Annotated in this window: 18 protein-coding genes; 5 read left to right on the top strand and 13 right to left on the bottom strand. The window is 71.7% G+C overall.

The features are described 5' to 3' along the window. Nucleotides 1-36: 36 nt before the first annotated feature. The gene (locus ACFVWW_RS23410) at nucleotides 37-1530 is read right to left on the bottom strand and encodes a hypothetical protein (RefSeq protein ID WP_386879342.1); all 1494 of its coding nucleotides are present in this window, start codon (nucleotides 1528-1530) and stop codon (nucleotides 37-39) included. A gap of 234 nt (nucleotides 1531-1764) precedes the next feature. Between ACFVWW_RS23410 and ACFVWW_RS23405 the strand changes: the two genes are divergently transcribed. After that, nucleotides 1765-2892: an aminoglycoside phosphotransferase family protein gene (locus ACFVWW_RS23405; RefSeq protein ID WP_386879343.1), complete on the top strand. Its 1128-nt coding sequence runs from the start codon at nucleotides 1765-1767 to the stop codon at nucleotides 2890-2892. 330 nt (nucleotides 2893-3222) lie between these two features. Then, nucleotides 3223-5202 (top strand): N-acetylmuramoyl-L-alanine amidase, encoded by a 1980-nt coding sequence (locus tag ACFVWW_RS23400; RefSeq protein ID WP_384337136.1) that lies wholly within the window; start codon nucleotides 3223-3225, stop codon nucleotides 5200-5202. 147 nt (nucleotides 5203-5349) lie between these two features. Here ACFVWW_RS23400 and ACFVWW_RS23395 read toward each other — a convergent pair whose 3' ends face one another. The 7 genes from ACFVWW_RS23395 to ACFVWW_RS23365 all read right to left on the bottom strand — a co-directional run bounded on the left by ACFVWW_RS23395 (nucleotide 5350) and on the right by ACFVWW_RS23365 (nucleotide 13065). After that, nucleotides 5350-6459, bottom strand: a complete 1110-nt coding sequence (locus ACFVWW_RS23395) for a chemotaxis protein (RefSeq protein WP_386879344.1) — start codon at nucleotides 6457-6459, stop codon at nucleotides 5350-5352. 181 nt (nucleotides 6460-6640) lie between these two features. Further along, the gene (locus tag ACFVWW_RS23390) at nucleotides 6641-8914 is read right to left on the bottom strand and encodes a glycoside hydrolase N-terminal domain-containing protein (protein WP_386879345.1); all 2274 of its coding nucleotides are present in this window, start codon (nucleotides 8912-8914) and stop codon (nucleotides 6641-6643) included. Nucleotides 8915-9139: 225 nt separating this feature from the next. Beyond that, complete coding sequence (locus tag ACFVWW_RS23385; RefSeq protein WP_384337134.1) at nucleotides 9140-9640, bottom strand: hypothetical protein; 501 nt, start codon at nucleotides 9638-9640, stop codon at nucleotides 9140-9142. A 299-nt stretch (nucleotides 9641-9939) separates the two neighbouring features. Then, entirely contained in the window at nucleotides 9940-10182 is a 243-nt protein-coding gene (locus ACFVWW_RS23380) for a DUF397 domain-containing protein (RefSeq protein ID WP_384190336.1), read from the bottom strand. Nucleotides 10183-10275: 93 nt separating this feature from the next. Further along, the gene (locus ACFVWW_RS23375) at nucleotides 10276-11796 is read right to left on the bottom strand and encodes an alpha/beta fold hydrolase (protein WP_386879346.1); all 1521 of its coding nucleotides are present in this window, start codon (nucleotides 11794-11796) and stop codon (nucleotides 10276-10278) included. Between the two features lie 120 nt (nucleotides 11797-11916). Then, nucleotides 11917-12201: a hypothetical protein gene (locus tag ACFVWW_RS23370; protein ID WP_386879347.1), complete on the bottom strand. Its 285-nt coding sequence runs from the start codon at nucleotides 12199-12201 to the stop codon at nucleotides 11917-11919. Nucleotides 12202-12633: 432 nt separating this feature from the next. Beyond that, nucleotides 12634-13065 (bottom strand): VOC family protein, encoded by a 432-nt coding sequence (locus ACFVWW_RS23365; protein ID WP_384337128.1) that lies wholly within the window; start codon nucleotides 13063-13065, stop codon nucleotides 12634-12636. A gap of 200 nt (nucleotides 13066-13265) precedes the next feature. On the opposite strand from ACFVWW_RS23365, the gene ACFVWW_RS23360 reads away from it, so the two are divergent. Then, complete coding sequence (locus ACFVWW_RS23360; protein ID WP_386879348.1) at nucleotides 13266-13739, top strand: NUDIX hydrolase; 474 nt, start codon at nucleotides 13266-13268, stop codon at nucleotides 13737-13739. A 67-nt stretch (nucleotides 13740-13806) separates the two neighbouring features. Here the strand turns inward: ACFVWW_RS23360 and ACFVWW_RS23355 are convergent, their stop codons facing one another. Next, nucleotides 13807-15306, bottom strand: a complete 1500-nt coding sequence (locus ACFVWW_RS23355) for a fatty acyl-CoA synthetase (RefSeq protein WP_386879357.1) — start codon at nucleotides 15304-15306, stop codon at nucleotides 13807-13809. A gap of 135 nt (nucleotides 15307-15441) precedes the next feature. Continuing rightward, nucleotides 15442-16548: a calcium:proton antiporter gene (locus ACFVWW_RS23350; protein WP_384190350.1), complete on the bottom strand. Its 1107-nt coding sequence runs from the start codon at nucleotides 16546-16548 to the stop codon at nucleotides 15442-15444. A 179-nt stretch (nucleotides 16549-16727) separates the two neighbouring features. On the opposite strand from ACFVWW_RS23350, the gene ACFVWW_RS23345 reads away from it, so the two are divergent. Further along, a complete protein-coding gene (locus tag ACFVWW_RS23345; protein WP_386879349.1) occupies nucleotides 16728-18479 on the top strand; it encodes a serine hydrolase in 1752 nt (583 codons plus the stop codon). A 114-nt stretch (nucleotides 18480-18593) separates the two neighbouring features. Here the strand turns inward: ACFVWW_RS23345 and ACFVWW_RS23340 are convergent, their stop codons facing one another. Both ACFVWW_RS23340 and ACFVWW_RS23335 read right to left on the bottom strand, forming a co-directional pair. Beyond that, nucleotides 18594-20162, bottom strand: coding sequence for a phytoene desaturase family protein (locus ACFVWW_RS23340; protein WP_386879350.1), 1569 nt, complete (start codon nucleotides 20160-20162; stop codon nucleotides 18594-18596). 103 nt (nucleotides 20163-20265) lie between these two features. Further along, complete coding sequence (locus ACFVWW_RS23335) at nucleotides 20266-22530, bottom strand: tetratricopeptide repeat protein (RefSeq protein WP_386879351.1); 2265 nt, start codon at nucleotides 22528-22530, stop codon at nucleotides 20266-20268. Nucleotides 22531-22825: 295 nt separating this feature from the next. Here ACFVWW_RS23335 and ACFVWW_RS23330 point away from each other — a divergent pair, with 295 nt between their 5' ends. Beyond that, nucleotides 22826-24379 (top strand): ATP-dependent DNA ligase, encoded by a 1554-nt coding sequence (locus ACFVWW_RS23330; RefSeq protein ID WP_386879352.1) that lies wholly within the window; start codon nucleotides 22826-22828, stop codon nucleotides 24377-24379. A gap of 122 nt (nucleotides 24380-24501) precedes the next feature. On the opposite strand, the gene ACFVWW_RS23325 is transcribed toward ACFVWW_RS23330, so the two are convergent. After that, entirely contained in the window at nucleotides 24502-25545 is a 1044-nt protein-coding gene (locus tag ACFVWW_RS23325; protein ID WP_386879353.1) for a phosphatidylinositol-specific phospholipase C domain-containing protein, read from the bottom strand. Nucleotides 25546-25736 lie beyond the last annotated feature (191 nt).

The raw sequence follows: 25736 nt of genomic DNA, 5'->3' as shown, positions 1-25736 counted from the left end.
ACGCGGCACACGGTGCCGGGAGGGGCACGGGACGCCCTAAATAGCGGCGTTCCTCGCCCTCTTGGCGCGATTCTTCGGCAGGGACAGCTCGATCTCCTCGCGCAGATTCTCGATCTTCGGGTAGTCCGCGTACTGGCCGGTGAGCCGGTACATCTCCCGCAGCCGGTCCCAGGTGCGGTGCGAGGAGGTCTCCCCCATCGACACCAGCGCGAGCCGGGCATAGCCGTCGGCCTGCTCCGGGTCGTCCGCGATGAAGCAGGCGGACGCCAGCGAGATGTAGTCGAAGATCTTGGACCGCTGCCGGCCGCCGATCCGCAGCTCCAGCGCCTGTTTGGCATGGCGCTGCGCGATGCTCGCCGCCGAGGGTTCGTATTCGGCGAGGGTACGGAAGGCCAGCGCCTCCATGCCGTGGAGATCGGCCTCGTCGAACATCTGCATCCAGCAGGGCGACGGGGAATCCCCCTTGTCGGAGACGAAGAGCTCCTCCGCCTCGCCCAGGGTCCGGCGCATGGCCTGCCCCCGTCCCATGGACGCCTGGGCCCAGGCCTCGATCGTGCGCAGCATGGCGCGGGTACGGGGCAGGGCTTCCGCGCCCGATCCCGAGTTGGCCAGCTTCATCAGATCGAGTGCCTCGTCGGGCCGGCCCAGATGGATCATCTGCCGGGCGGCCCTGGACAGGGCTTCGCCCGCACGGGGACGGTCGCCGCCCTCGCGCGCCGCATGGGTGGCGATGACGAAGTACTTCTGGGCGGTGGGTTCGAGGCCGACGTCGTGGGACATCCAGCCGGCGAGTACCGCGAGGTTGGCGGCGACGCCCCACAGGCGCCGCTGGAGATGGTCGGGGTGACGGTAGGCGAGCATGCCGCCCACTTCATTGAGCTGGCCCACCACGGCCTTGCGCTGGAGTCCGCCGCCACGGGCGGCGTCCCAGGCGCGGAACACCTCGACGGAATGCTCCAGCGCCTCGATCTCCTGCGACCCGATGGGGGCGGCCTCGTAACGGTCGAACCCGGCGGGTTCTGCGGGCAGGGGATCGTCCAGCCGGGGGGCGTCGGACGAGAGTGCGGGGTCGGAGTGCAGCCAGTCATGCATGGCGCTGCTGAGTGTGGAACCTGCGGTGAGCGCGGCACCCGCGCCCACCAAGCCGCGGCGGTTGAGCATGAGGTCCATTCCCGTGAATTCGGTGAGGACCGCTGCCGTCCGGTCGGGCGCCCACGGCAGGGCGTCGGGGTTGTCGGCCTTCCCGGCGTCCTGTCGTTTTCCCGCGCGCCCGTTCCTGACGAACCCGAGGTCCTCGATGGTCACGACACGACCGAGCCGCTCGGTGAACAGGGTTGCCAGCACTCTCGGCACGGGATCGCGCGGGGTCTCCCCCATGTCGATCCAGCGCCTCACCCGCGAGGTGTCGGTGGCCAGCTGCGGGTGGCCCATGGCCGCCGCCTGCCGGTTCACCAGCCGTGCGAGTTCGCCCTTGGACCAGCCGGCCAGGCCGAACAGATCCGACAGACGGGTGTTGGGTTCTCCGCTCACGTCAAGCCCCCAGGTTCTCGGCTGGGTTGACACTAACCCCCTGTCAGATGCTGAGCGACTATTCGCCAGGGTTTCGCCAGGGTGCGCCAGATGGTGTGCCACCCGCTCGCCGGTGTCGGGTAGGAACGCGCCACCCCGTCCCGGCGACCGGACGTACTCCCCAGGGTGCGGACCAGTCGCCGGGACGGGACGGCGCACGTAACTCATCGGCGCACGAAGGGATCTGTATCGCCCATGTACACAGCATCGTCCTCCGTGTCCGCCCCGCCCCGGACGCAGCGTACGGTCGCGCCCGGCAGCGGACCGTATCTCGACCCCGCGCACGCCGGCCGGACCCGGTTCAGGGCGGGGACAGTCACCCAACCGCTCAGCGGGAGGATCGACTTGTCCGGCCCTCACGGCGCGCAGCTACGGATGGCGATCACCGCCGTGCACCGGATCTGTCCGGAGTTCAATCCGGTGCAGGTGCTTCGCCGCAGCGGGCGCTCCGTCCTGCTCGTCGGATCCACCGGGCGCACCACCGCGGTCGCCAAGTGTCTGCTGGACCACTCCCCCGTATGGACGGAGCGGTTCCGCCACGAAATAGCTGCCTATCGCTCCTTCGTCCGGCACCGCCCGCCGGTGCGGGTGCCCCGGCTCATCGCCGCGGACCCCGACAACTGCGCGCTGGTGGTCGAGCGGATGACGGGCCGTGCGGCGGCGCTGGCCCGCCATCCGGTGGAGGCTCCGCCGCGCGCCGATCTGCGGGCCGCGCTCGGCGCCATCGTCAGGCTCAACACCTGGCGGCCGCCGGCCGGACTGTTCGACGCGCCGCTCGAGTACGGACCGCGGATCGCCCGCTATCACGAGCTGGGCCTGTTCACCGACCGCGATCTGGATGATCTGCAGAAGCTGCTGCACGGTCTCGCGGGCAGCCGGCAGGGGATGGGCCAGTTCTGCCACGGCGACGCCCTGCTCTCCAACATACTGCTGTCCCCGGCCGGCCCGGTGCTCGTCGACTGGGAGCACGCGGGCTGGTATCTGCCCGGGTACGACCTGGCGACGCTGTGGGCGGTGCTCGGGTACGCGCCGGCGGCGCGGCGGCAGATCAGCCAGCTCGCCCAGGCCAACGGGCCGGCGGAGCGGGACGCGTTCCTGGTCAACCTGATGCTCGTACTGACCAGGGAGATCCGGATGTACGAGACGGCGGTGCAGCGCGCGATGCGCGAGCCCTCCCCCGGTACGGGCTCGCCCCCTGCCCAGTCCCCGCCCCGGCAGAGCGGTCTGTCGGCGGGCGAGGAGCAGCGGCTGCTGCTGCGGCGCCTGCACGACGACTGCGCCATGGCACGGCGGGCCGTGCGGGCCGCGGTCGGCACGCGCTGACCCGGCCGGCCCAGAGGCTGTCCGGGGGGAAGACGGCGCTGTGGGCTCCGTGCCGACACACGGGGCGCACCGCGCGTTCGCGAGGCCGGCGCCCCCGCCGCCGGGGCGGCCTCCGCGCCCGTCGAGCGACGGACCGTATACCTTCATTGGTTCACTCCACTGACGCGCCGCAGGCCGGGGCCCCACCGCCGCGAAACTCCGCGAACCCGTGCTGACGTGCGAAATCCTTGCTGTGGCGCATGATTGACGGATCGTGCGGAAGCCGATACCCCTGTAGTCGACTCGGCCCTCCGCAGGCCCTTCGCGCACCACCCGTCACTGGAGGCTGCATTGCAAGGTTCCGTCCCCCCATGCCCGAGAACCCGCCGCGGGCGCGCGCTGAGAGCAGGAGGCGTCGTGGCGTCCGCCGCCCTGCTGCTGCCACTGGTCTCGGCCGGTCCCTCCGCCACCGCAGAACAGCCCCGGTCCGGCACCCTGCAGGGTGAGTTCGCCGCGGCGGCCGCGCGGTACCACGTGCCGCAGAGTGTGCTGCTCGGTGTCTCGTATCTCCAGTCCCGCTGGGACACGCACAGCGGGGCGCCCAGCGTCACCGGCGGCTACGGCCCGATGCATCTGACCGACGCCAGGACGGCGCTCGCCGAGGCACCGCACCACTCGGAGGGCACGGAGGACCCGCGCGGCGACACCTCCCGCAAGGTGAAGACGGTCACCGAGGCCGTACTGCCCAAGACGTCGGAACTCCCCGCGCGGCTGCGCACCCTGGACCGCGCCGCCAAGCTGACCGGGCTGTCCGCCAAGGAGCTGCGCGAGAGCTCCGCCGCCAATGTGCGGGGCGGCGCGGCGCTGCTGGCCGCGGCCCAGCGGGAGCTGGGTGAGCCGCTGAGCAGCGATCCGGCCGAATGGTACGGAGCGGTCGCCCGGTTCTCCGGGGCTGACGACTCCGCGACCGCCGCCACCTACGCCAATGATGTGTACGCGGTGATCAAGGACGGCCAGCGGCGTACCACGGACAGCGGCCAGCAGGTGGCACTGCACGCGGCCCCGCAGATCTCGCCGGACATCTCCCAGGCCGCACAGCTCGGGCTGCGCAAGGCCAGGGCGGGAGAGACCGAGTGCCCGAGCTCGGTCGCCTGCGAGTGGATCCCGGCGGCGTACGCGGAGTTCGGCGACGGCGACTACGGCAACCACGACAAGGCGGAGCGGCCGACGTCCCAGTCGATCGACTACATCGTCATCCATGACACCGAGGGCTCCTGGAACACCACCCTCACGATGGTGCAGGACCCGACCTATGTGTCGTGGAACTACACCCTGCGCTCGTCCGACGGGCACATCGCCCAGCATGTGCCGGCCAAGGATGTCGCCTGGCACGCCGGAAACTGGTACATCAACGCCAAGTCGGTGGGTCTGGAGCACGAGGGCTTCCTCGTCTCGCCGGACGCCTGGTACACGGAGGCGATGTACCGCACGTCCTCGCGGCTGGTGAAGTACCTGTCGCGGAAGTACGACGTCCCGCTGGACCGGCAGCACATCATCGGCCACGACAATGTGCCGGGCACGACGACCGCGACGATCCCGGGGATGCACACGGACCCGGGCCCGTACTGGGACTGGGCGCACTACTTCCAGCTGCTGGGCAAGCCGTTCGTCCCGACGGCGGGCGCGAACGCGGAAGCGGTGACGATCCGGCCCGACTTCGCGGCCCACAAGCCGCCGTACACCGGGTGCGAGAAGGCCGGGGAGGCCTGTGCCCCGCACGGCTCGGGCGCCGTACGGCTGCGCACCGCGCCGGACGAGAACGCGCCGCTGGTGAAGGACATCGGGCTGCGCCCCGGCGGCCAGGATTCCACGACCGACGTCAATGACCTGGGGGCCCGCGCCTCGACCGGCCAGCAGTACGCGGTCGCCGGGCGCGAGGGCGACTGGACAGCGATCTGGTACCTCGGCCAGAAGGCGTGGTTCCACAACCCGCGTACGCAGCCGACGGCGGTGGGCGCCAAGGCGTCGGTGCTGACGCCGAAGGCGGGGGTCGCGGAGGTGCCGGTGTACGGGCGCGCCTACCCGGAGGCGTCGGCGTATCCCGCGGGCGTTCCGGTGCAGACGGTCTCCGCGCTGCCGTACAAGGTGCTCGCCGGCCAGCGGTATGTGGTGGGTGACCTCGCGCCGGGCGAGTACTACTTCGCCCCGACCTTCGACACCACGGGACACCAGGTGGTGCGGGGCAAGGAGATGTACTACGAGATCCAGTTCGGGCACCGGATCGGCTATGTGAAGGCGGCCGATGTGGAGGTGCGGCCGACGCGCCGCTGACCGCAGGAGCTAGGAGCTGGGAGGCCGGGCGTCACGGGCCCGGGGCGTGTTGCGAACGTAGCGGGACTTTCGCCACACGCTCCGGGGCCGGTGGCGCCCGGCCGCTGCCTGTGCCGGTGGGCGCGGTGGGTCAGGGTGCGCGGTGCGTCAGTAGCGCAGTACGGCGGCGATCCGGTCGTGCCCCGCGAGGGTGTCGTCCGGGAGGAACACCACCTCGGCGCCGCTGTCCAGAGCCGCTTCCACCAGTTCGTCGACGATGTCGTCGCGGACATCGGGGCCGGCCACGGGCGGGTCGTCGACGGGGACCAGATGGCCGTCGCTGACCCGGGCCGTACGCCGGAAGTGGTCTTCGAGCGCGACCAGATCCGCCCGCTTCTCGCGCACCGACTCCCACACCTCGTCGAGTCCCGCGGCGAAGGTGCGCCGGCCCTTCGCCTCGTCCAGACGGGTCAGCACCTCGTCCTTCTCGCGGCGCGCGTACTCCTCGATCACGGGCCGCAGTTCCTTCAGCAGCACGGGGGCCGGCCCGTCCGCCAGACCGCCCTTGACGAGCCGGCCGACGGCCGTGTGGCTGGCGTTGCCCACCTCCTCCAGCAGGGCGAGGGCGGGCGCGAGGCCGACCAGGTGGAGCGGCCGGGGCCGGCACGACAGGACCTTGCCCATGGCGGTGTCGACGGACCGCAGGAACCGGCGCGTCTCCTCGTCGGTGAAGGTGCTCGGCGTGTCGCCGATCCGTTCCTCACGCTCGACGTCCCAGCTCTCCTCGGGCGGGGTCATGGGGAAGCCGTCCCCGCGGTGCCCGTGCAGGGACTCGCCGGAGCCGCTCCACAGCTTGGCGCGGTCGGCGGCGACCGCCAGTGCCCAGTACGGCCGGGACTGCGCGGTGGCGGCCACCAGATTCCGGGTGAGATACGTGTCGCTCAGGACGACGCGCTCGGGCACCTCGCGCGGCAGATACCAGATCCGGTGCTCCTGCGCGTCGGCGAGGATCAGCAGCCCGTCGAGTTTGTGGAGCAGGTCGACCTCGGCTACGGCCCGGCCGAGCTGCTCCTTGACCGCGGCGCGCGCCCGCTTGTCCAGCTGCGGTTCGGCGTCCAGCCTGTGGCCGGCTTCCGCGAGCAGGTTCCGCAGCCGCACCACGTCCTGTTCGCTGCGTGGCTCGCGCCGGTGTGTGGGCATCGTCAGGGATACAGCCGGATACGGGCGCGGCGCGCGCAGCTCCCGCAGGACGTCGGGCGTCAGAGCGTTGCTGTCCATGCTGTCCCTTCGCTCGATGAAGGTCCGGCAGCGGGTCGGACGGCCGGCATGCGGGCCCCCAGTCGTGGATCCATTTTGCGGGATGCCGCCGGGTTCCGCAGGAGGGGCGCGCGATCTTCGAGGCGGGTACGGCAGGTGGCCCCGCCCGGCACGGGCGGGGCCACCTCTCATAGGGCGTTTCTCAGGCGTCGGGGAAGACGTAGGTCTGTCCGGCGCTCGCCCTGAACGTGTGCTCGCCCCCCGGGAACAGGGTGCTGCGCAGGGTCAGGTCCGTCGTACGGCTCGCGTGGAGGGCGATCCGGCTCGCCCGGCCGCCGGACCAGACGAGATCGAGCGTGACGCCGCCGCGCGCCCGGAGCCCGGTCACCTGGCCGTCGGGCCAGGAGGCGGGCAGTGCGGGCAGCACCTCGACCGGTCCGTGCTGGCTCTGCACCAGCATCTCCGCGACGCCCGACGTGGCGCCGAAATTGCCGTCGATCTGGAACGGCGGATGCGTGTCCCAGAGGTTCGGCAGGGTCGAGCTCTTGAGCTGCTCGGAGAGCATCTTGTGGGCGTGGTCGCCGTCACGCAGCCGTGCCCAGAAGTTGATCTTCCACGCCTTGCTCCACCCGGTGCCGCCGTCGCCGCGCGCGGTCAGTGAGACCTTGGCGGCCTCCGCCCACTCGCTGCCCGCTTCGATCTGCCGGCCCGGGTGGAGCCCGAAGAGGTGCGAGACATGGCGATGGTCGTCCGTCTGGCTGTCGACGTCGGTCTTCCACTCCATCAGCTGGCCCCAGGAGCCGATACGCAGCCCCGGGTCGAGGTTGCCGAGGGTGTCCTCCAGGCGGGTACGGAAAGCGGGGTCGTCCCCCAGGGTCTGCGCGGCCTCCAGCGTATTGGTGAACAGATCGTGGACGATCTGCTGGGACATCGCGGCGCCGACGGTGAAATCACCGTGCTCCGGCGAGTAGCTGGGGGTGACGACGAGCTTCCCGTCGCGCGGGTCGGTCCGCAGGAAGCCGAGCCAGAACTCCGCGGCCTCCTTCATCACCGGGTAGGCGGTGGAGCGCAGATAGTCGGTGGAGCCGTTGAAGCGGTAGTGGTCGTACATCTGCTGGGTGAGCCAGGCGGCGGCCTCGGGGAACCAGAACGACGTCGCCCAGTTGTGCAGGCCGGTGAACCCGTACGGATTGGTCTCGTTGTTCACGACCCAGCCGTCCGACTCGAAGATCTCCTGTGCGGTGCGGCGGCCGGGTGCGCGCATCGACTCGACGTAGCGGTCGTAGGGGGCCGTGGTCTCGGCGAGGTTGGTGACCTCGGCGAGCCAGTAGTTCATCTGCAGGTTGATGTTGACGTGGTAGTCCGCCGACCAGGGCGGTTCTGTGACGTTGTTCCACACGCCCTGGAGGTTCGCGGGCAGCGAGCCCGCGCGTGACGAGGCGATCAGCAGATAGCGCCCGTATTGGAAGAAGAGCGCTTCGAGCGCCCGGTCGGCGGCGCTCGTCCCGCCGGTGTACTGGGTCAGCAGGCTGCTGGTGGGCAGATCGGGGAGCTGCTGGCCGATGTCGAGCGAGACCCGGTCGAAAAGGGCGCGGTAGTCACTCACATGGTCGGCGCGGAGATCGTCGTACGAGCGGCCGGCGGCCGCGTCGACCGCGCCGGTGACGGCCGCGTGCGGGTCGTCGCCCCGGTAGTCCGGATAGGTGTCGGCGTAGTCGGTGCCCGCGGCGAGGACGAACCAGGCCCGGTCGGCGCCGCTGACGGTGAGCGTGCCGTCCGCCCCCGCGCTGACGCTGCCGCCGTCGGTGCGTACCCGGATCTGGGCTTCGAACCGCAGCCCGTTGTCCTGGAGCGCGCCCTTCACGGTGAGCCGGTCGCCGCTCGCCGTGGCGCTGAAGTCGTCGCGCGGTGAGGTGTAGCGCAGGGTGAAGCCGATCTTTCCCGGCTGGTCGGCGGCGAACCGTCCCGCGATGACCTTGCCCGGGTAGGAGGCGAAGAACTCCCTGGTGTACGCGACGCCCTGGTGGCTGTACGCGACTCCGGCGACGGCGGACGCGATGTCGAGGGAACGCCGGTACGAGCCGTCGGGGCCGGTGGGCGCGCCGGGAACGGCCAGCTCCAGATCGCCGAAGACCTGATAGGCGCCGAAGCCGCGCTTCGGCTGGCCGAGCTCGGCGGCGACGGCCTCCGGGGTGAGCTTTCCCTCGGAGTCGAGGCGCTGCTGGACGGAGGCGAGGACACCGGGCCGGGGCTGGGTCCAGTCGCCGTGGTCGTAGCCGCCCCCGGAGCCGGGACCGCCGGTCCACAGGCTCTTCTCGTTGAAGGTGAGCCGCTCGGTGGCGAGCGTTCCGAAGACGCTCGCGCCGAGCGCACCGCTGCCAATGGGGAGCGACTCGCGTTCCCAGTCGGCTGCGGGTGTTTCGTACCAGAGAGTCAATTCATCGGAGGGGTCGGCAGCGGCGGCGGTTCCGGACATGACCGGAATACCCAGCGCCAGGGCGCCTGTTACCCCGATTGCGGACTTGATTGTGGTTCTGCGGCTCATCCCAGGAGTCATGGCCAGTCACGTTAAAAGTCCGATGACTGAATTGGCAAGGGACATGACAAATTCGCCGGGCGGCCGTGCTCGGCCCTCGACCCTCGGCCCTCGGTTCAGTCGGCCGGACCGGCCCTGCCGGTCAGCCCCGGCCGGCCCCGCCGGTCAGCCCTGCTGGAACAGTTCCGCGGGCAGCGGCTTCAGCAGCGCGTAGAGATCGTCGGTGATCGGCCGGTCCCAGCTGGCGATGGTGACCAGGACATTGTCGCTGCGGTCGAACTGCACGCAGGAGATGCGGCTTTCGGAAAGCTTCAGACGGTGGACGATCAGCAGATTGTCCCCCTGCATCACCGGGATGTCCTCGACGGCGACGACCTCGACAGGCTCTTCGTTCTCCAGCGCCAGCAGCAGCTGCGCCACCTCGAACGGGATCTGTCCGTCCTCGAGATCACGGGCCGGGGAGCCCTCCGGCAGATTGCCGATGATCATCGCGGGGCCACGGCCGCCGAACAGGTCGTACCGGAGGAAGACACCCTGGCAGCTGCCGTCGGGCGCGGGCAGCAGACCGGCGCCCAGGTTTCCGGGCCAGTCACCCGGGTCCATGGCCAGGACATCGAAGTCCGGGCCGGCGGGTGTGGCGGCGCTGCGGCGGCGGAGGAAGGACATCCCACCATGGTACGTGTTCGCGCCGCTCCTCCGGAGCCGGGTGGACCGTCTCTCAAGCGGCTGCGGGCGGGGCCGCGCGGACCGGTTTCAGCACGTCGTGACGGGTGGTGCGGGTGGTGCGGACGGTACGAACGGGGCGCATGTGACACGCCCTCGCGGGCGTTGGGGGCACGCCGGAGCCCGCCGCCCCCTCCGCGCCATATCGAGCCCTCCGCCGGACAGGACCCAGGTCACCGGCAGGGTCCGGACACCTGGGGCACCGGCAGGGTCCGGCCCCCTGCCGCCGGCCTCCTCGCCCGTCAGGTGAGGTCGAACTCCCCGTCACGCGCGTTGATCACGAAGGCCCGCCACTCGGCCGGGCTGAAGATCAGCGACGGGCTCTCCGGCCGGCCGCTGTTCCGCATGGCGATGAAGCCTTCGACGAAGGCGATCTGGACGTCGCCCGTTCCTGTGCTGCCCGACTGCCAGTCCGCGTTGCTCAGATCGAGATCCGGCTTGTCCCAGCCTGAAAGCGGCTGGTGGGTGGTGGTGCTCTCGGCCACGTCCTGCTCCTCCCGCTGCGTCGTCCGGGGTCAGACTAGCGAGCGCCGCCGGTCCCGGACAGGCCGCGGAGGAAGGGCACGGCCCACACCCCATCAGATTCCGAACTCCTCCAGCGCCGCCAGGAATTCCGCCGGCCGCATGCTGTGCACCAGATGGCCGGCCTCGATCGTGACCAGCCGGCAGTCCGGGATCCGGTCCGCCATCCACGCGAACTTCTCCTGGGCGATATGGCTGTCGGCGCCGCCCGCGATGACCAGCGCGGGCACCGTGACGCGGTCGAAGCGCTCCCGCCACCGCGGGTCCGGCTCATTGAGCTGGGCGTCGATGGAGGGTACGAGAGCCCAGTCGTAACCCGGCTCGCCCCCCGGCCGCTCGGCCGGCGGCCGGGGCGGATCCAGCGGAAAGAGCGGCGGGCTCTCCTCAAGGACGAGCCTGCGGAACAGCTCGGGTGACTCCTGCGCCAGCAGATACGCCGCGAACCCGCCCATGGAGTGCGCGACGACATCCACGCCCGCCAGACCGAGGGCCGCCAGAAAACCGCGCAGTTCGTCGCGGTACCCCGGCAGGGAGTAGTCGCCCGGCCAGTCGCTCAACCCGTGACCGCTGAGATCCACGGCGATGACCCGACGCCTGCCCGCGAGCCGCTCGGCGATCTCGGTCCAGTCCTGGCCGCTGCCGCAGCGCCCGTGGACGAGCACCACCGGCTCCGCGTCCTCGGCGCCCCAGACGCGATGAGCGAGCCGGACGCCGTTCACCGCCACGCTGTGTACGCCGGGATCCAGGAAGGCCGCGACCGTACGGACGAAGGCCCCCGCGCCGTCCAGCCACAGGTAGTGCGCCGCGCCGGGCTGTACGGCGAACGAGCCCTGCGGGAACAGCTCCGCGAGCTGACGGGCCCGCTCAGGCCGCGGCCCGGCGTCCAGTTCCCCGGCGAGCACCAGCACCGGCGTGTCCACCGCGGCGAGCGCCGCCCGCGTCGCGTCCGGGTCGAACGCGCCGTCTCCGTAGAAGGCGGCCGCCGCCTCCCCGTTCCGCTGCTCGTCGGTGGACGCGGCGTGGGCCCTGGCCGCGTCGCCCCAGCGCCCGTAGCCGAGGGGCGCCAGGCTGTCCCACGCCTCGGGCGTCGCCCGCCCTCGTACGACCTCCTCGAAGGCGGCCAGGCCCGCCGCGTACCAGGGCTCGCCGACGCGCAGGTCCACGGCCTCGCGCCGGTCCTGCTCGGTCACCTCGATCCCGACCGCCCTCATCCCCGGGGTCACCAGGATGAGGGACCTCAGCCGCCGCGGATACCGGGCCGCGTAGAGGGTGGCGAGATTCCCGGACGCCGAGTGCCCGAGGAGGTCGAAGCGATCCAGGCCGAGGTGGGAGCGCAGCGCCTCCACATCGTCGACCTGGCGGTCGCATCGGTACGTCGACGGGTCGTCCGGCACCGCGGAGCCGCCCGTCCCCCGTGGATCGAGCAGCACCAGCTGCCGGTGGGCGGAGAGTCCACCCAGGTCGCCGAGATACGCCGCCGACGCCATCGGCCTGCCCGGCAGACACACCAGGGGCTCGCCCTCCCCAAGGAGGCGATAGGCCAGTTCCGTTCCGTCGTGCGCGCTGAACGTGGGCATGGCGCGATCCTCACAGCCCGCCGACGATCACGGCAACGGCTTTCCGCACCGGATGAACGGACGAGGCCATCGACTTCGTGCGCGCCATCGAGCCGGGCCGTCCACCGGCGTGGACCCGCCCTACGCCTGCGGCAGCGGCGGATTCGCCAACTGCGGCCCGTGTCCGGCGAGATAGAGCTTCAGGGCGCACTGATCCTCGGCCTCGACGTACACCTGCTGCCCCCAATGAGAGCTGAGACGGTGCGCGACATCGACCAGCCGGCGGCGCTCCTCCGGCGAGTACGCGGGGAACCGGACCCAGCCCCGTTCGGCGATCACGTTGCCGAGATCACTGAACAACACCGCCCGCGCACGCTGCTCTTCCTCCTCGGTCAGTGGCGTGGTGCCGCCTTCCGCAGGCTGCAACCGGACGTTGTGAAGGTCTCGGATCACTGGCTACTCACCGTTCGTCGGGTCTGTTCCGGAGAGACTATCGGCGCGGCCGGCGGCCAGTACTGCATGATTTCCCCGAGTCACGTACGACTTGAGCCGCCGTTGTTGCCGGTGGGCAAGAAGTCGGGCCGGCCGCCGACATGGTCACGGCGGGCAACTGGTCGACGGCATAAGGTGGCGAACCAGAACGGTACGGTTCGTGGGACCGGACCTACGACCTGTTCCGGCGCTGGCAGCGCGACGGCGCCTGGAGGCCGTCCGGGTGCCCCGCCCCGGCCTGGGCCGACCGCGCACCCGGCCGGACAAGGTCGCGCCGATAAGGCGTACGGCTCCCGCGCGAACCGCGCCTACCTGCGGAGACGCGGCTCGCCACCCACATCGCCACGCAGCGACGCCAAGGATGCGTCAATCGGTGGCGACGGACGTTCCGCCCCATTCCTCCGGGGCAACATCTGCGAGCGTCTCCGAGAACGTCCACTGGTGGCCCGCAAGGTCCTCGGCGGTGTACTGCCGTTCGCCGTACTCGAAGTCGGTCGGTTCCATGATGATGCGTGCGCCATGGTCTCGGGACCGCTCGTAGTGGGCGCCAACGTTTTCCACACGCACCGTCACCGAGTGTGTGACCTCGCCGGGGCGTGGCGGGCGGCGATCATGTCGTACATCTCCGACGATCACGGCACCATCGCCGAAACTGAGCTGAGCGCGGTGGTCCTCGCCGATCCGCACCCGCTCGGCGAACCCGAAGGCTGCACCAAGCCAGGCGACCGCCTCGCGCACATCGGGATAGATCAGGACGGGGATAACCGTCGACGCCGGAATGGAGCGATTCGGCTTCATGACTGACTCCAGACGTTTGGGCCGCGCCGCGCGACTGAAGTACGTACCCACCAGCGGACGCCAGGGCTGCTCGTCACCGGAGACCTTCGCGGACGCGGAAGAAGGTCGTCCAATCTCAGCCCTAATTTAGCGGAGCAGCATCTGCGTGAGCCGCCACAGCCGCTGCGGCAGGTCGGCCCATGCCTGGATAGCCTCCGGGGATGGATTTTCGACTGGCGGCGTACGCCGTGTGTATCGAGGACGGGCGGGTGCTGCTCGCTCATGCCGTGCGGCCGGACGGCGAGAAGACGTGGACTCTTCCGGGCGGCAGGGTCGAGCACGCGGAAGATCCGTTCGACGCGGTGATCCGGGAGGTCGCCGAGGAGACCGGTTTGGATGCTGTGGTTGAACGCCTGCTGGGCGTGGACTCACGGGTGATCCCGGCGGCAGAGCGCCGCTTGCCCGGTCGGCCCGAGCTCCAGAATGTGGGCATCTTCTACCAGGTCCGCATCACCGGCGGCGAACTCCGGCCTGAGCCGAACGGCGAAACCGCCGAGTCGGTCTGGACTCCGGTCCCCGACATCGCTCGCCTCGGCCGATCCTCGCTGCTTGACATCGGCCTCGCCCTGGCGCAGACCGTTCCGGCAACCGGCCACGTCGCTCCCGTCCCGGTCGGCGGCCTGATCCGGCACTGAGGTCACCACCAAGAGTCATAGAGGGCGCGGCGAACGGGGCGTAGGGAAGGAAGCCGGGGCGTGGACCTCAGGACGCGCTGAAGCGCTCCCTCAGCTCACGCTTGAGGATCTTCCCGCTGGCGTTGCGCGGCAGCCACGCCACGAACAGGACCCGCTTCGGGGCCTTGAAGTGGGACAGCTTCTCGCGTGCGTGGGTGAGGAGTTCGGCCTCGGTGACCTCGCCGCGCGGGACGACGACGGCGGTGACGGCCTCGATCCAGCGGTCGTCGGGCAGTCCGATGACGGCGGCCTCGGCGACGGCCGGATGGGTGTAGAGGGCATCCTCGACCTGCCGCGAAGCGACCAGCACGCCACCGGAGTTGATGACGTCCTTCACCCGGTCGACCACGGTGTAGAAGCCCTCGGTGTCCCGCACCGCGAGGTCGCCGGAGTGGAACCAGCCGTCGCGGAAGGCCTCCGCCGTCTCCACCGGCTTGGCCCAGTAGCCCTCGCAGAGCTGCGGAGACCGGTAGACGACCTCGCCGGCCGTGCCGTCAGGGACCTCCTTGCCGTTCTCGTCGACGACCCGTGCCTCCACGAAGCGGACGGGCCTGCCGCAGGAGTCCATCCGGCCCTCGTGCTCGTCAGGGCCGAGGACGGTGGCGAGCGGACCGATCTCGCTCTGCCCGAAGCAGTTGTAGAAGGCGAGCGACGGCAGCCGGCCCCGCAGCCGTTCCAGTACGGGCACCGGCATGATCGACGCGCCGTAGTACGCCTTGCGCAGCCCGCTGAGGTCGCGTGCGGCGAATTCCGGGTGGCCGGCCAGGGCGATCCATACGGTGGGCGGCGCGAAGAGGCTGTCCGCACGGCCCGCGCCCACCAGATCGAAGATCGTCACCGGATCCGGTGCGTCCAGGATCGTGTTCTCCGCGCCGACCGCGAGATACGGCAGCAGAAAGACATGCGTCTGCGCGGAGTGGTAGAGCGGCAGCGAGTGGACGGGCCGGTCGGTCTCGCGCAGATCCAGGGCGGTGAGGGCGCTGGCGTACTCATGGACCAGGGCGCGGTGCGTCATCATCGCGCCCTTGGGCAGCGCGGTGGTGCCCGAGGTGTAGAGGAGCTGGACCAGGTCGCCCGGGTCGCCCTCGCGTTCGTACGGCTTCGGGGTGTCCAGCGCGGTGAGCAGGGAGTCGTCGGTGTCCCGCAGGGCGCGGACCGGTACGCCTGCGGGGAGCCGTCCGGCGAGGGCGGGGTCGGCGAGTACGAGGGCGCTGCCCGACTGCGCGACGAGGTACGCGAGATCGTCGCCGGTGAGGTGCTGGTTGACCGGTACGTGGACGAGCCCGGCCCGCGCGCAGGCGAGGAAGGCGATCAGATACACGTCCGAGTTGTGTCCGTAGGCCGCGACCCGGTCACCGTCGGCCAGCCCGTGGGCCCTGAGCAGGGCGGCGGCGGTGGAGACGGCCGCGTCCAGCTCGGCGTACGTCCAGACGCGGTCCGCGTACCGTACGGCGACGCGGTCCGGGATCCGTGCGGCGCTGCGGCGCACGACGCCGTCGACGGTGCTGTCGAGCAGGTCCGGGAACATGTCGTCCCGGGCGCGGTTCGCGGCGGTCTCCCCGATGCTGTCCCCGATGCTGCCCTCGGCGCTCTCCTCGGCGTTCATGGCGCGATCCTCCGTGGAGCCGTACGGCGGGTCAAGAGCACGGACACCGGACGGAATTCACGGGCTGATGGCGAGGAAGACGAACGCGGCGAAGATCCCCAGATGGACCCCGCCCTGCAACAGCGTGGCCCGGCCCGGGGCCACGGTCAGGGCGCCCACCACCACGGTGAGGGCGAGCATCACCATATGGGTCGCGCTCAGCCCCAGCACCAGCGGTCCGTTCAGCCAGATGGTGGCAAGCGCGATGGCCGGGATCGTCAGCCCGATGCTGGCCATCGCGGAGCCCAGCGCCAGGTTGAGGCTCGTCTGTACCCGCTCGCGGCGGGCGGCGCGGACGGCGGCGAGCGTCTCGGGCGCCAGCACCAGCAGGGCGATGACGACACCGACCACGGCCTGCGGCAGCCCCGCCGACTCCACCCCCGACTCGATGGTGGGGGACACCGCCTTCGCGTCCCCGACGACGGCGACCAGCGCCACGAGGAGCATCACCAGGCTCAGGGTCGTCGCACGCCGGCTGGGCAGCGGTGCGTGCGCGTCCTCCTCCCGTACCTCACCCTCCTGGGTGACGGGCAGGAAGTAGTTGCGGTGGCGCACGGTCTGTACGGCGACGAACAGCCCGTACAGCGCGAGCGAGGCGACCGCGGCGAAGGCCAGCTGGGCCGGCGAGAACTCGGGTCCTGGCTTGCTGGTGGTGAAGGTCGGCAGGACGAGGGTGAGGGTGGCCAGCGTCGCGACGGTGGCCAGTGCGGCGCCCGTGCCCTCGGCGTTGAACACGGCGACCCTGCTGCGGACCGCTCCCACCAGCAGGCACAGGCCCAGGATGCCGTTGCAGGTGATCATGACGGCGGCGAAGACGGTGTCCCGGGCGAGCGAGGCGGTCTTGCTACCGCCGTCGATCATCAGGGTGACGATCAGCGCCACCTCGATGACCGTGACCGCGACGGCGAGGACGAGCGAGCCGAACGGCTCCCCCACCCGGTGGGCGACGACTTCGGCGTGGTGCACGGCGGCGAGCACCGCGCCCGCGAGACACAGGGCGACCAGCCCGACCGCGAAGCCGGGCAGCTGCCGCCCCCAGCTGAGCACCAGGGCGACGATCGCGAGCAGGGGCACCACCACGGTCCACTGGGACGTCAGCGACCTGATGCCGGTGCTCGCACTCATGCGGCACACGCTGCCAGAGGCGGCGGAGGCACGCGCGGTGGGCTGCGCCAGACGGCACGCGCGTCTCCGGGACCGCCGGGCCGCATGTAGTAAAGGGGTTGACAGCACCCGCGTCCCGCAAGAAAGTTTCAGCCGTTGATCTAGATCCCGAAAGATACTTTCAAGGGGGAGGCTTCCTGGTGGCACCGATTCCCTTCGCCGCGGGCCCGCCCCGCGCCGAGACGGCCGGACCGGGTTGCGGGGCCGGGACACGTTCGGGCCGGGGGCCCAGCTCCGGGAGGCGGACGCTGCGGCGGGGCACCCCCGAGCGGGCGGGGCTGATCCCCGGTCAGCTGGAGCGGCTGGTCATCGACGCGATGGCCTTCCTCGGCCCGTCCCCCGCGCACCCCTGGTACGCCGGGGCCGTGCTGCTCGCCGGGCGGGGTGGCACAGTGGCGTTGCACCGGGCGATCGGCACGGCCGTGCGCTATGCGGCGTACGACGAGAAGTCCGACACCGGAGTGGAGTTCCCGGCCGACCGGCAGATCGCGATGGCCGAGGACACGGTCTTCGATCTCGCCTCCGTCTCCAAGCTGTTCACCTCGGTCCTCGCCGTCCAGCAGATCGAGCGCGGCGCGCTGGAGCTGGAGGCGAAAGTCACCACGTACCTCCCGGAGTTCGGGGGCGGCGGCAAGCAGGACATCACGGTGCGCCAGCTGCTGACCCATACGTCCGGCTTCCGCTCCTGGATTCCGCTCTACGCGGCGCCGACCCGCGAGGGCAAGCTCCAGCTCCTGTGGAACGAGGCGCCCGCGCATCCGCCCGGCACGGTCTATCTGTACTCGGACCTCAATCTGATCTCGCTTCAGCTGATCCTGGAGCACCTCACGGGGCACCCGCTGGACGCCCTGCTCCGGACCGGGATCACCGCTCCGCTCGGGATGCACCGCACCCGCTACAACCCGCCCGCCTCCTGGAAGCCGAAGATCGCCGCCACCGAGGACGCGCGGCCGCCGTGGTCCGGTCTCGACCGGGGGCCGGTCTGGGGCGAGGTCCATGACGAGAACGCGTACAGCCTCGGCGGGGTCGCGGGCCACGCCGGTGTCTTCTCCTGTGCCTGGGACCTCGCGATCCTCGCCCGTACGCTCCTGAACGGCGGCGCGTACGGCGGGGCCAGGATCCTGCGCCCGGAGTCCGTGGAGCTGATGTTCACCGACTTCAACACCGGCTTCCCCGGTGACTCCCACGGTCTGGGCTTCGAGCTCTACCAGCACTGGTACATGGGCGCGATGGCCACTCCGCGCACGGCGGGCCACACCGGATTCACCGGCACCAGTCTCGTCCTCGACCCGACGACCGACTCCTTCCTGATCGTGCTCGGCAACTCCGTTCATCCCGTACGTGGCTGGCGCTCCGGCAGTGGGCCGCGGGTGGCGGCCGCCGACCGGCTGGCGCGCGCGGTCGCGGTCCGGCCCCAGCGGGGCCGTACCGCCTGGTTCTCCGGCATGGCGAGCGGCACGACGGCCACGCTCACGCTGCCCCCGGTCGTGCCGGCCTCGGGGCACGCGCGGCTGCGCTGTTCCCTGTGGTGGGACACCGAGCCCGGGAGCGACGCGCTGTTCCTGGAGGCTTCGGCCGACGCGGGGTCGAGCTGGCGGCCGGTGCCCTTCACGACCGTACGTACGGGGCAGGAGCAGCGGACCCATCCGGCGGGCACGGCCACCGGCTGGTCGGGCCGGGTCTGGCACCGGCTGTCCGCGGACCTCGCCGCCTGGCGCGGCGCGGAGGTACGGCTGCGCTGGCGATACACGACGGACCGGCGGTATGTGGGGCGGGGCGCGTACGTGGAGGGGCTGCGGGTCGAGGACGGCAGCCGTACCGTCTTCGACGAGGCGCGGCAGGGGGACGCGGACCGTATCGAGGCGTCCGGCTGGGTGACGTCCGCGGACTGAGACCACGGCCGGACCGGCTGAGGCCACCGCCGGACCGCTCGACACCACCGCCGGCCCGCCTGACGCCACCGCCGGCCCGCTCGATATCACCGTCGGTCCGCGCGGCGGCCGTGCTCACCGCCCCAGCGCCGCCATCGCGGCGTTGTGGCCGGGCACTCCGCTGACCCCGCCGCCGCGGACCGCGCCCGCGCCGCAGAGCAGCACGTTCGCGTGCGCCGTCTCCACGCCCCAGCGTCCTGTCCCCTCGGCGGCGTAGGGAAAGGAGAGGTCGCGGTGGAAGATATGGCCGCCGGGCAGCCGCAGTTCACGTTCGAGGTCGAGCGGGGTCTTCGCCTCGATGCAGGGACGGCCGTCCTCGTCCACCGCGAGACAGTCGGCGATCGGTTCCGCGAGGCAATCGTCCAGTTGGGCGAGGGTGGCGGCGAGCAGCTCCGCGCGTACGGCGTCGTTGTCTTGGGCGAACAGCCGCGCGGGGGTGTGCAGTCCGAACAGGGTCAACGTCTGGTAGCCCTGGGCGGCGAGTTCGGGGCCGAGGATCGACGGGTCCGTAAGCGAGTGGCAGTAGATCTCGGACGGCGGGGCGCTCGGCAGCCGGCCCGCGGCCGCCTCCTGGTAGGCGGTGGCCAACTGCCCGTAGCCCTCGGCGATATGGAAGGTTCCCGCGAAGGCCTCGCGGGGATCGACGGACCGGTCACGCAGCCGCGGCAGCCGGCTCAGCAGCATATTGATCTTGAGCTGGGCGCCCTCGGCGGCGGCGGGGGGCTCCTCACCGAGGAGTGCGGCGAGGGCCTGGGGCGACGCGTTCACCAAGACCTGGCGGGCCGTCACCGTACCGCTCGCGCCGCCGTTGTCCCCGGCGCCGGTGTCCCCGCCTCCGTCGTCCGTACGGAACGAGATCTCGGCGCGCTGTCCGTCGGTGTCGATCCGGGTCGCCTCGTGCCCGGTGACGATCTCCGCGCCCGCGGACCTGGCGGCGGCGGCCAGCGCGTCGGTGAGGGCGCCCATCCCGCCGACGGGCACGTCCCAGTCGCCGGTGCCGCCGCCGATCACGTGGTAGAGGAAGCAGCGGTTCTGCACGAGCGACGGTTCATGGGCGTCGGCGAAGGTGCCGATCAGGGCGTCGGTCAGCACCACGCCGCGTACGAGGTCATCGCTGAACCGCTCCTCGATCGCGACCCCGATGGGCTCCTCGAACAGCGTCCGCCAGGCGGTTTCGTCGCCGATCCGTTCACGCAGGGCCTCGCGGGTGGGCAGCGGCTCCGTGAGCGTGGGGAAGACCCGCTCGGCGACCCGCCCCGTCATCGCGTAGAAGTCCTGCCAGGCCGCGTACTCCGCCTCGCCGCCGGTCAGAGCGGCGAAGGAAGCGCGGGTACGCCCCTCGCCCACCAGCAGTCCGCCGCCACCCTGCGGGGTGTACGAGGACACGGTGCGCTTGCGCACGGCAAAGCGCAGACCCAGCTCCCGCACGATCTTCTCGGGCAGCAGGGAGACCAGATAGGAGTAGCGGGAGAGCCGTGCGTCCACCCCCGCGAAGGGGCGGCTGGACACCGCCGCGCCTCCGGTGTTCCCCAGGCGCTCCAGCACGAGAACGGAGCGCCCGGCGCGGGCGAGATAAGCGGCGGCGACCAGACCGTTGTGGCCGCCGCCCACGATGACGACGTCGTACGAGACATGTGCGGGCATGGCCCTTGGTAGCACGAGGATGATCGCGAAGCCAAGGGTGCGCGGCTGCCGTGGCCGGAGGCCGACGGGTCGCACCCCTGCCGCCCGGGTCGCCGCCCTGCCGTCAGCCGCCCCGCGCGCCGGGTTGCTGCCGGAGCGCGGCCACCTGGCGGTACAGCTCCGCCGCTTCCGCTCCCCTGCCCAGCCGTTCCAGGCAGTGCGCCTCGTCGTTGCGGCTGGCCAGGGCGTCCGGGTGGGCGGGGCCCAGGATCCGGTCGCGGGCTCCCGCGACCTGGCGGTAGACGGACAGCGCCTCGGGCCAGCGGCCCAGCCAGCCCAGGCCGACGGCGATCTCCCGGCGGCTGACGAGCGTGTCGGGGTGGTCGGGGCCCAGGACCCGTTCGCGGATCGCGCAGACAGCGCGGGCCTCGGCGAGGGCCTCCGCCCAGCGGGCGAGCCGGCCGAGATTGACGCCGAGGCCGTGCCGGGCCCGCAGGGTCTCGGGATGCAGCGGTCCGTGGACACGGGTGCGGTCGTCGGCCAGGGCCCTGTACAGCTCCAGGGCTTCCGCGCTGCGGCCGAGGCTGCCCAGGCTGATACCGGTCTCGTAGCGGGCGGCGAGCGTGTCGGGGTGGTCGGGGCCGAGCGCCTGGGCGCGGGCCGCGGCCACCTCCCGGTAGCCCGCCAGCGCCTCGGGCCAGCGGCCCAGCCGGCCGAGCGCGTAGGCCACTTCGTACTGGGAGACCAGGGTGTCGGGATGGCCGGCGCCGAGCACCCGGGAGCGGCTCGCGGCGACCTCGTGCGCGAGCCGGTACGCGTCGTCGAGCCGTCCCAGCCTGCCGAGGTTGTACGCCAGGTTGTGGCGGCAGCGCAGGGTGTCCGGATGGTCGGGCCCCATCGTGCGCTCGCGGGAGGCGAGCACCGCCGCGAACGCCTGGTGGGCCTCGAAGTGGCGGCCGAGCTGCCCCAGGACGTACGCCATCTCCTGGCGGGCGGCGAGCGTCTCCGGGTGGTCGGGGCCGAGGGTCCGCTCGCGCCCCTCGGCGACGCGGGTGAACTCACGCAGCGCGTCCGCCGTCCGCCCGGTCCTGCTGAGGGTGAACCCGACCTCGTACCGGCTGCCGAGGGTGTCCGGGTGATCGGGGCCGAGGGTGTGTTCGCGCTCCGCGGCGACCGCCCGGTGCACCTCGCCCGCCTCCTCCCAGCGGCCCAGCCGGCCGAGGCTCAGACCGGCGTTGTGTCTGCTGGTGAGGACGGCGAGATGCTCAGGCGACGGGGTGGGCCGCGCGGAGCCGGCGGAGGTACGGGCGGCGGCGCGCGGGTCCGCCGGGCTGGTCCACTCGCCGGTCAGGCCGGCGGTGTGGTCGGGCGGGGTGGGCCGCGGGACCGAGACGCCGGTCGCCTTGTGTCCTGTCGTCATGCCCCAGGTCCAGGACGGCAGCCGGGACTCGCTCGCCGACGGCCCGGGCACCCCGGAGAGGGACGGGGCCCGGCCCTCGTCCGGAGCGGGTACGGCCACGAAGTGGTGACGGCTCATGGCCGGGCGCGCGGCGCCGAACCTGCGCCGGAGGTCCCCCGCGTCGGCGGGCCGCTCCTCGGGCGTCTTGCCCAGCAGATCGAGGACGATCCGGTCGAAGAAGACGGGGAGGTCGGAGCGGTGTGTACGGGGCGGCTCCGGCACGGTGTCGCGGTGGCCGACCAGCACCGCCCAGGCGTCGTCCAGGTCGAACGGCGGTGCGCCGGTGGCGATCTCGTACAGCACACACCCCAGCGAGTACAGATCACTGCGGTGGTCGACATGGCCGCCGCCGATCTGCTCGGGCGACATGTAGTGCGGGGTGCCCATGGCGATGCCCGTGCCGGTGAGCCGCGAGGTGAAGCCGATGTCGTGGCCGAGGCGGGCGATGCCGAAGTCACAGATCTTCACCGTGCCGTCGGTGAGCCGCATGATGTTGGCGGGCTTCAAGTCGCGGTGGATGATGCCCTGTTCATGCGTGTACGCGAGGGCGTCGGCGACCTGCTCGGCGATGTCGACGACATCGGGCACGGGCAGGGGCAGCTGTTTGTTGTCCTCCAGCAGCTGGCTGAGGTTGCGTCCCTCCAGCAGCTCCATCACGAGATAGAGGACGCCCTCGTCCTCGCCGAAGTCATGGACGACGGTGACACCCCGGTGCTGGAGAGCCGCCGCGACCCGCGCCTCACGGCGGAACCGCTCGCGCATGATCCGGGTGAAGGAGTGGTCCTGCTGAGGTCCCAGCGGCTTGAGGCACTTGACCGCGACGCGCCGGCCGAGCGATTCGTCGCGCGCCTGCCACACCTCTCCCATCCCCCCGCGCCCGATCAGATCGAGCAGCCGGTAGCGGCCCTGGATCAGCCTGGTCTCCGCCATCGCGTGCTGTCGCCCCCGTCGCCTCGCTACGCCCTCCCCGGCCCGTCCAGTATGGCCGCCCGGCTGTGCGCGGTGCACGGGGCGGGACGGGTGCCGGGGCCTGTCCCTCTCGGAGGTCCGCCCTGGCCGGGCGGGGCCGGTCACTCTCCTCACAGAAGTGTGCGGGCTCCCGCGCCGGACGCGAAGGAGCCCACGCGCGCGGCTGTCCTTCGCACGCCCAAAATGGTGCGCGCCCGGAATGGTGCGCGCCGGCGCCTGCCGGGCGAACCCGCGCCCGGCGTAGCACGATGGCTGCATGCTGCTGGCACCGCTCGCCCATGTCTCCCGGGAGGTCGCCGAGACGTCGGCCAGGTCCCGGAAGATCTCCCTGCTGGCCGGACTCTTCCGTACGGCCGGTCCCGAGGACGTGCCCGTCGTCATCCCCTATCTGGCCGGGCGGCTGCCCCAGGGCCGGATCGGGGTCGGCTGGAACGCCCTGAAGGACCCGCCCCCGGCGGCGGACCGGGCCACGCTGACCGTGCACAAGGTCGACGACACCTTCAGCGCCCTCGCGGCCGTCGCGGGCCCCGGCGCACAGGGCGAGCGCCGACGGCTGGTGCAGGAACTGCTGGGCGCGGCCACCGGCGAGGAGCAGCGCTTCCTGGTGGGGCTGATCTCCGGCGAGGTGCGCCAGGGAGCGCTGGACGCCGTCGCCGTGGAGGCGCTCGCGGAGACCTCGGGCGCTGCCGCCGGCGCCGTCCGGCGGGCGGTGATGCTGGCCGGCTCGTTGCAGCGGGTGGCCGAGCGGCTGCTCGCCGACGGCCCGTATGTGCTGGAGGAGTTCCAGCTGACCGTGGGCCGGTCCGTACTGCCGATGCTCGCGCAGAGCGCCGGAGGTGTCACGGAGGCGATCGGCCGGCTCGGGAGCTGCGCCGTCGAGGAGAAGCTCGACGGCATCCGGGTGCAGGTGCACCGGGACGGCTCCACGGTACGGATCTTCACCCGCACGCTCGACGACATCACGGACCGGCTGCCCGAGGTGACCGCGGTCGCGCGGGAACTGGACGGCGACCGCTTCGTGCTGGACGGGGAGGTCATCGCGCTGGACGAGGAGGGCAGGCCCCGGCCGTTCCAGGAGGTCGCGGGCCGGGTCGGCTCACGTACCGATGTGCGCTCGGCCGCCGCGGCGGTGCCGCTCTCCCCCGTCTTCTTCGACATCCTCGCGGCCGACGGCGAGGATCTGCTCGATCTGCCGTGCGCGGACCGGTACGAGGCGCTGGCCCGGCTGGTGCCGGAGCCGATGCGGGTACGGCGGATCGTCGTCGCCGGCCGGTCCGACGACGGCGGACGCGCCGCCGAGGAGTTCTTGCGGGACACCCTGGAGCGGGGACACGAGGGGGTGGTGGTCAAGGGACTCGACGCGCCGTACAGCGCGGGCCGGCGCGGCGCGGGGTGGCTGAAGGTGAAACCGGTGCACACCCTGGACCTCGTGGTGCTGGCCGCCGAGTGGGGCCATGGCCGGCGCACCGGCAGACTCTCCAATCTGCATCTGGGCGCGCGGCGGCGGGACGGCTCGTTCGTGATGCTCGGCAAGACCTTCAAGGGGCTGACGGACGCGATGCTGGAGTGGCAGACCGAGCGCCTGGGGGAACTGGCGGTCCGGGACGACGGCTTCACCGTGACCGTACGTCCTGAACTGGTGGTCGAGATCGCCTATGACGGGCTGCAGCGGTCGTCCCGCTATCCGGCGGGGGTGACGCTGCGCTTCGCCCGGGTGATCCGTTACCGCGAGGACAAACCGGCGGCGGAGGCGGACACGGTCGGGACGGTGCTGGCGGCCCACGGCCGGGACGCGGGACCACAGGACTGAGCGTGTCGGGCCGCGCCGGACGTGCGGTGCCTCGGTCTTTACGGGCCGCCTCGGTTCTTAAGAAACGCCTCGTTCCTTGAGGACCCGGGACCGGCATCGCGCCGGTCCCGGGATCCGCACCGCTACTGGGCCGTGCCGCGCGGGACGACGGTCGAGAGCACCGTCGGCAGTGCGTGCCAGTCCGCCGAGATCAGGCTGGCGTTCCGCTGGGCCAGCAGCGTCAGCCGGTCGCGGGCCTGCTGCTCGGTGGGGCTGGTGCCGTCGATGGCGGGCGCCACGTTGTGCGCGTCCGTCATCAGCAGGAAGTAGTGGCGCTGGTCGTACCAGGCGGTGTCGAAGCCACTGGCCGCGTAGCCGGAGGCGTCGCCGTCGAAGAAGACGAACCAGGGCCTGATCGACGCGTCCGCGTACCGGGTGCGGGGATCGCCGGCCGCGACGCCGTGGACGGCGGGGAAGGCCGCGGCCTCGCTCAGCCGTCCTGCCACCTTGAGGTCACGCAGATAGGTGGCGTACTCACGGTCGGTCCACAGGGTGTCGAGCGGGTTCTGCTCCTCGACCGTGCCGGGGATGAGCTCGACGATGAACTTGCCGGCCAGCTGCGCGCGGGTGGGCCAGGCGCCGGCCTGGGCGGCCTGGTCGAGGTCGCTGTGACCGCCCACCAGGTCGGCCGGGCGGTAGAGCGCGTCGCCGAGCTTACTGCCGAGCAGCGCGTCGAGGGCGGCGGGGCCGCGTCCCGACTTTCCCTGGAATCCGTCCTTCAGCTCGATCTTGAGGACGATGGGGCGGTGGCCCTGGTTGGCGTCGTGCCAGGCTCTGATGTCGGCCAGGCAGCCGGCCAGATCGCGGTTCTGCGCACCGGTGCGCAGCCCGCTCGCGTTGGCGGCGTTCACGCAGTTGTTGTCGTTGCCGATCGGATTGTCGTGCGACACGCGCCAGGAGGCGCCGAACACATTGGTCCATACGTCGAGTTCGAGCATCCCGGCACCGGAGTCCAGCGCGTCCGCGAAGTAGGGGAAGGTGGTCTTCACGTACGCGTTGTGGACACCGACCCCGGTGGTGGAGGAGTACGGCAGCTGAGCGGGGTCGGCGGCGTGGGCCGGGGTGGTGACGAGAGCGAGCACTGCGACGGCACCGGCCGCCACCGTGGTGCGAAGGAGCTTTGCCATATTCCTTGTTCCTCCCGTTGCGCATGTCTTGGGCATGTCAACCGTGGAGGAGCGTAAAGGAGTTCGGTGACGCGCGGGAGGACGCGAGCTTACGTAACTGATCACGCAAGCGACCAGCAGGGGGCGGCCGGCGCGGCCGGCCGCCGGACAGCGAGCAGCGCGCCCCGCCGCTTGCTCGCGGCGGGGCGCGC

Origin of the sequence: Streptomyces sp. NPDC058198 (genome assembly GCF_042882605.1) — a bacterium.
GTDB lineage: Bacteria > Actinomycetota > Actinomycetes > Streptomycetales > Streptomycetaceae > Streptomyces.
This window is presented reverse-complemented; position numbering and strand designations above follow the sequence as displayed.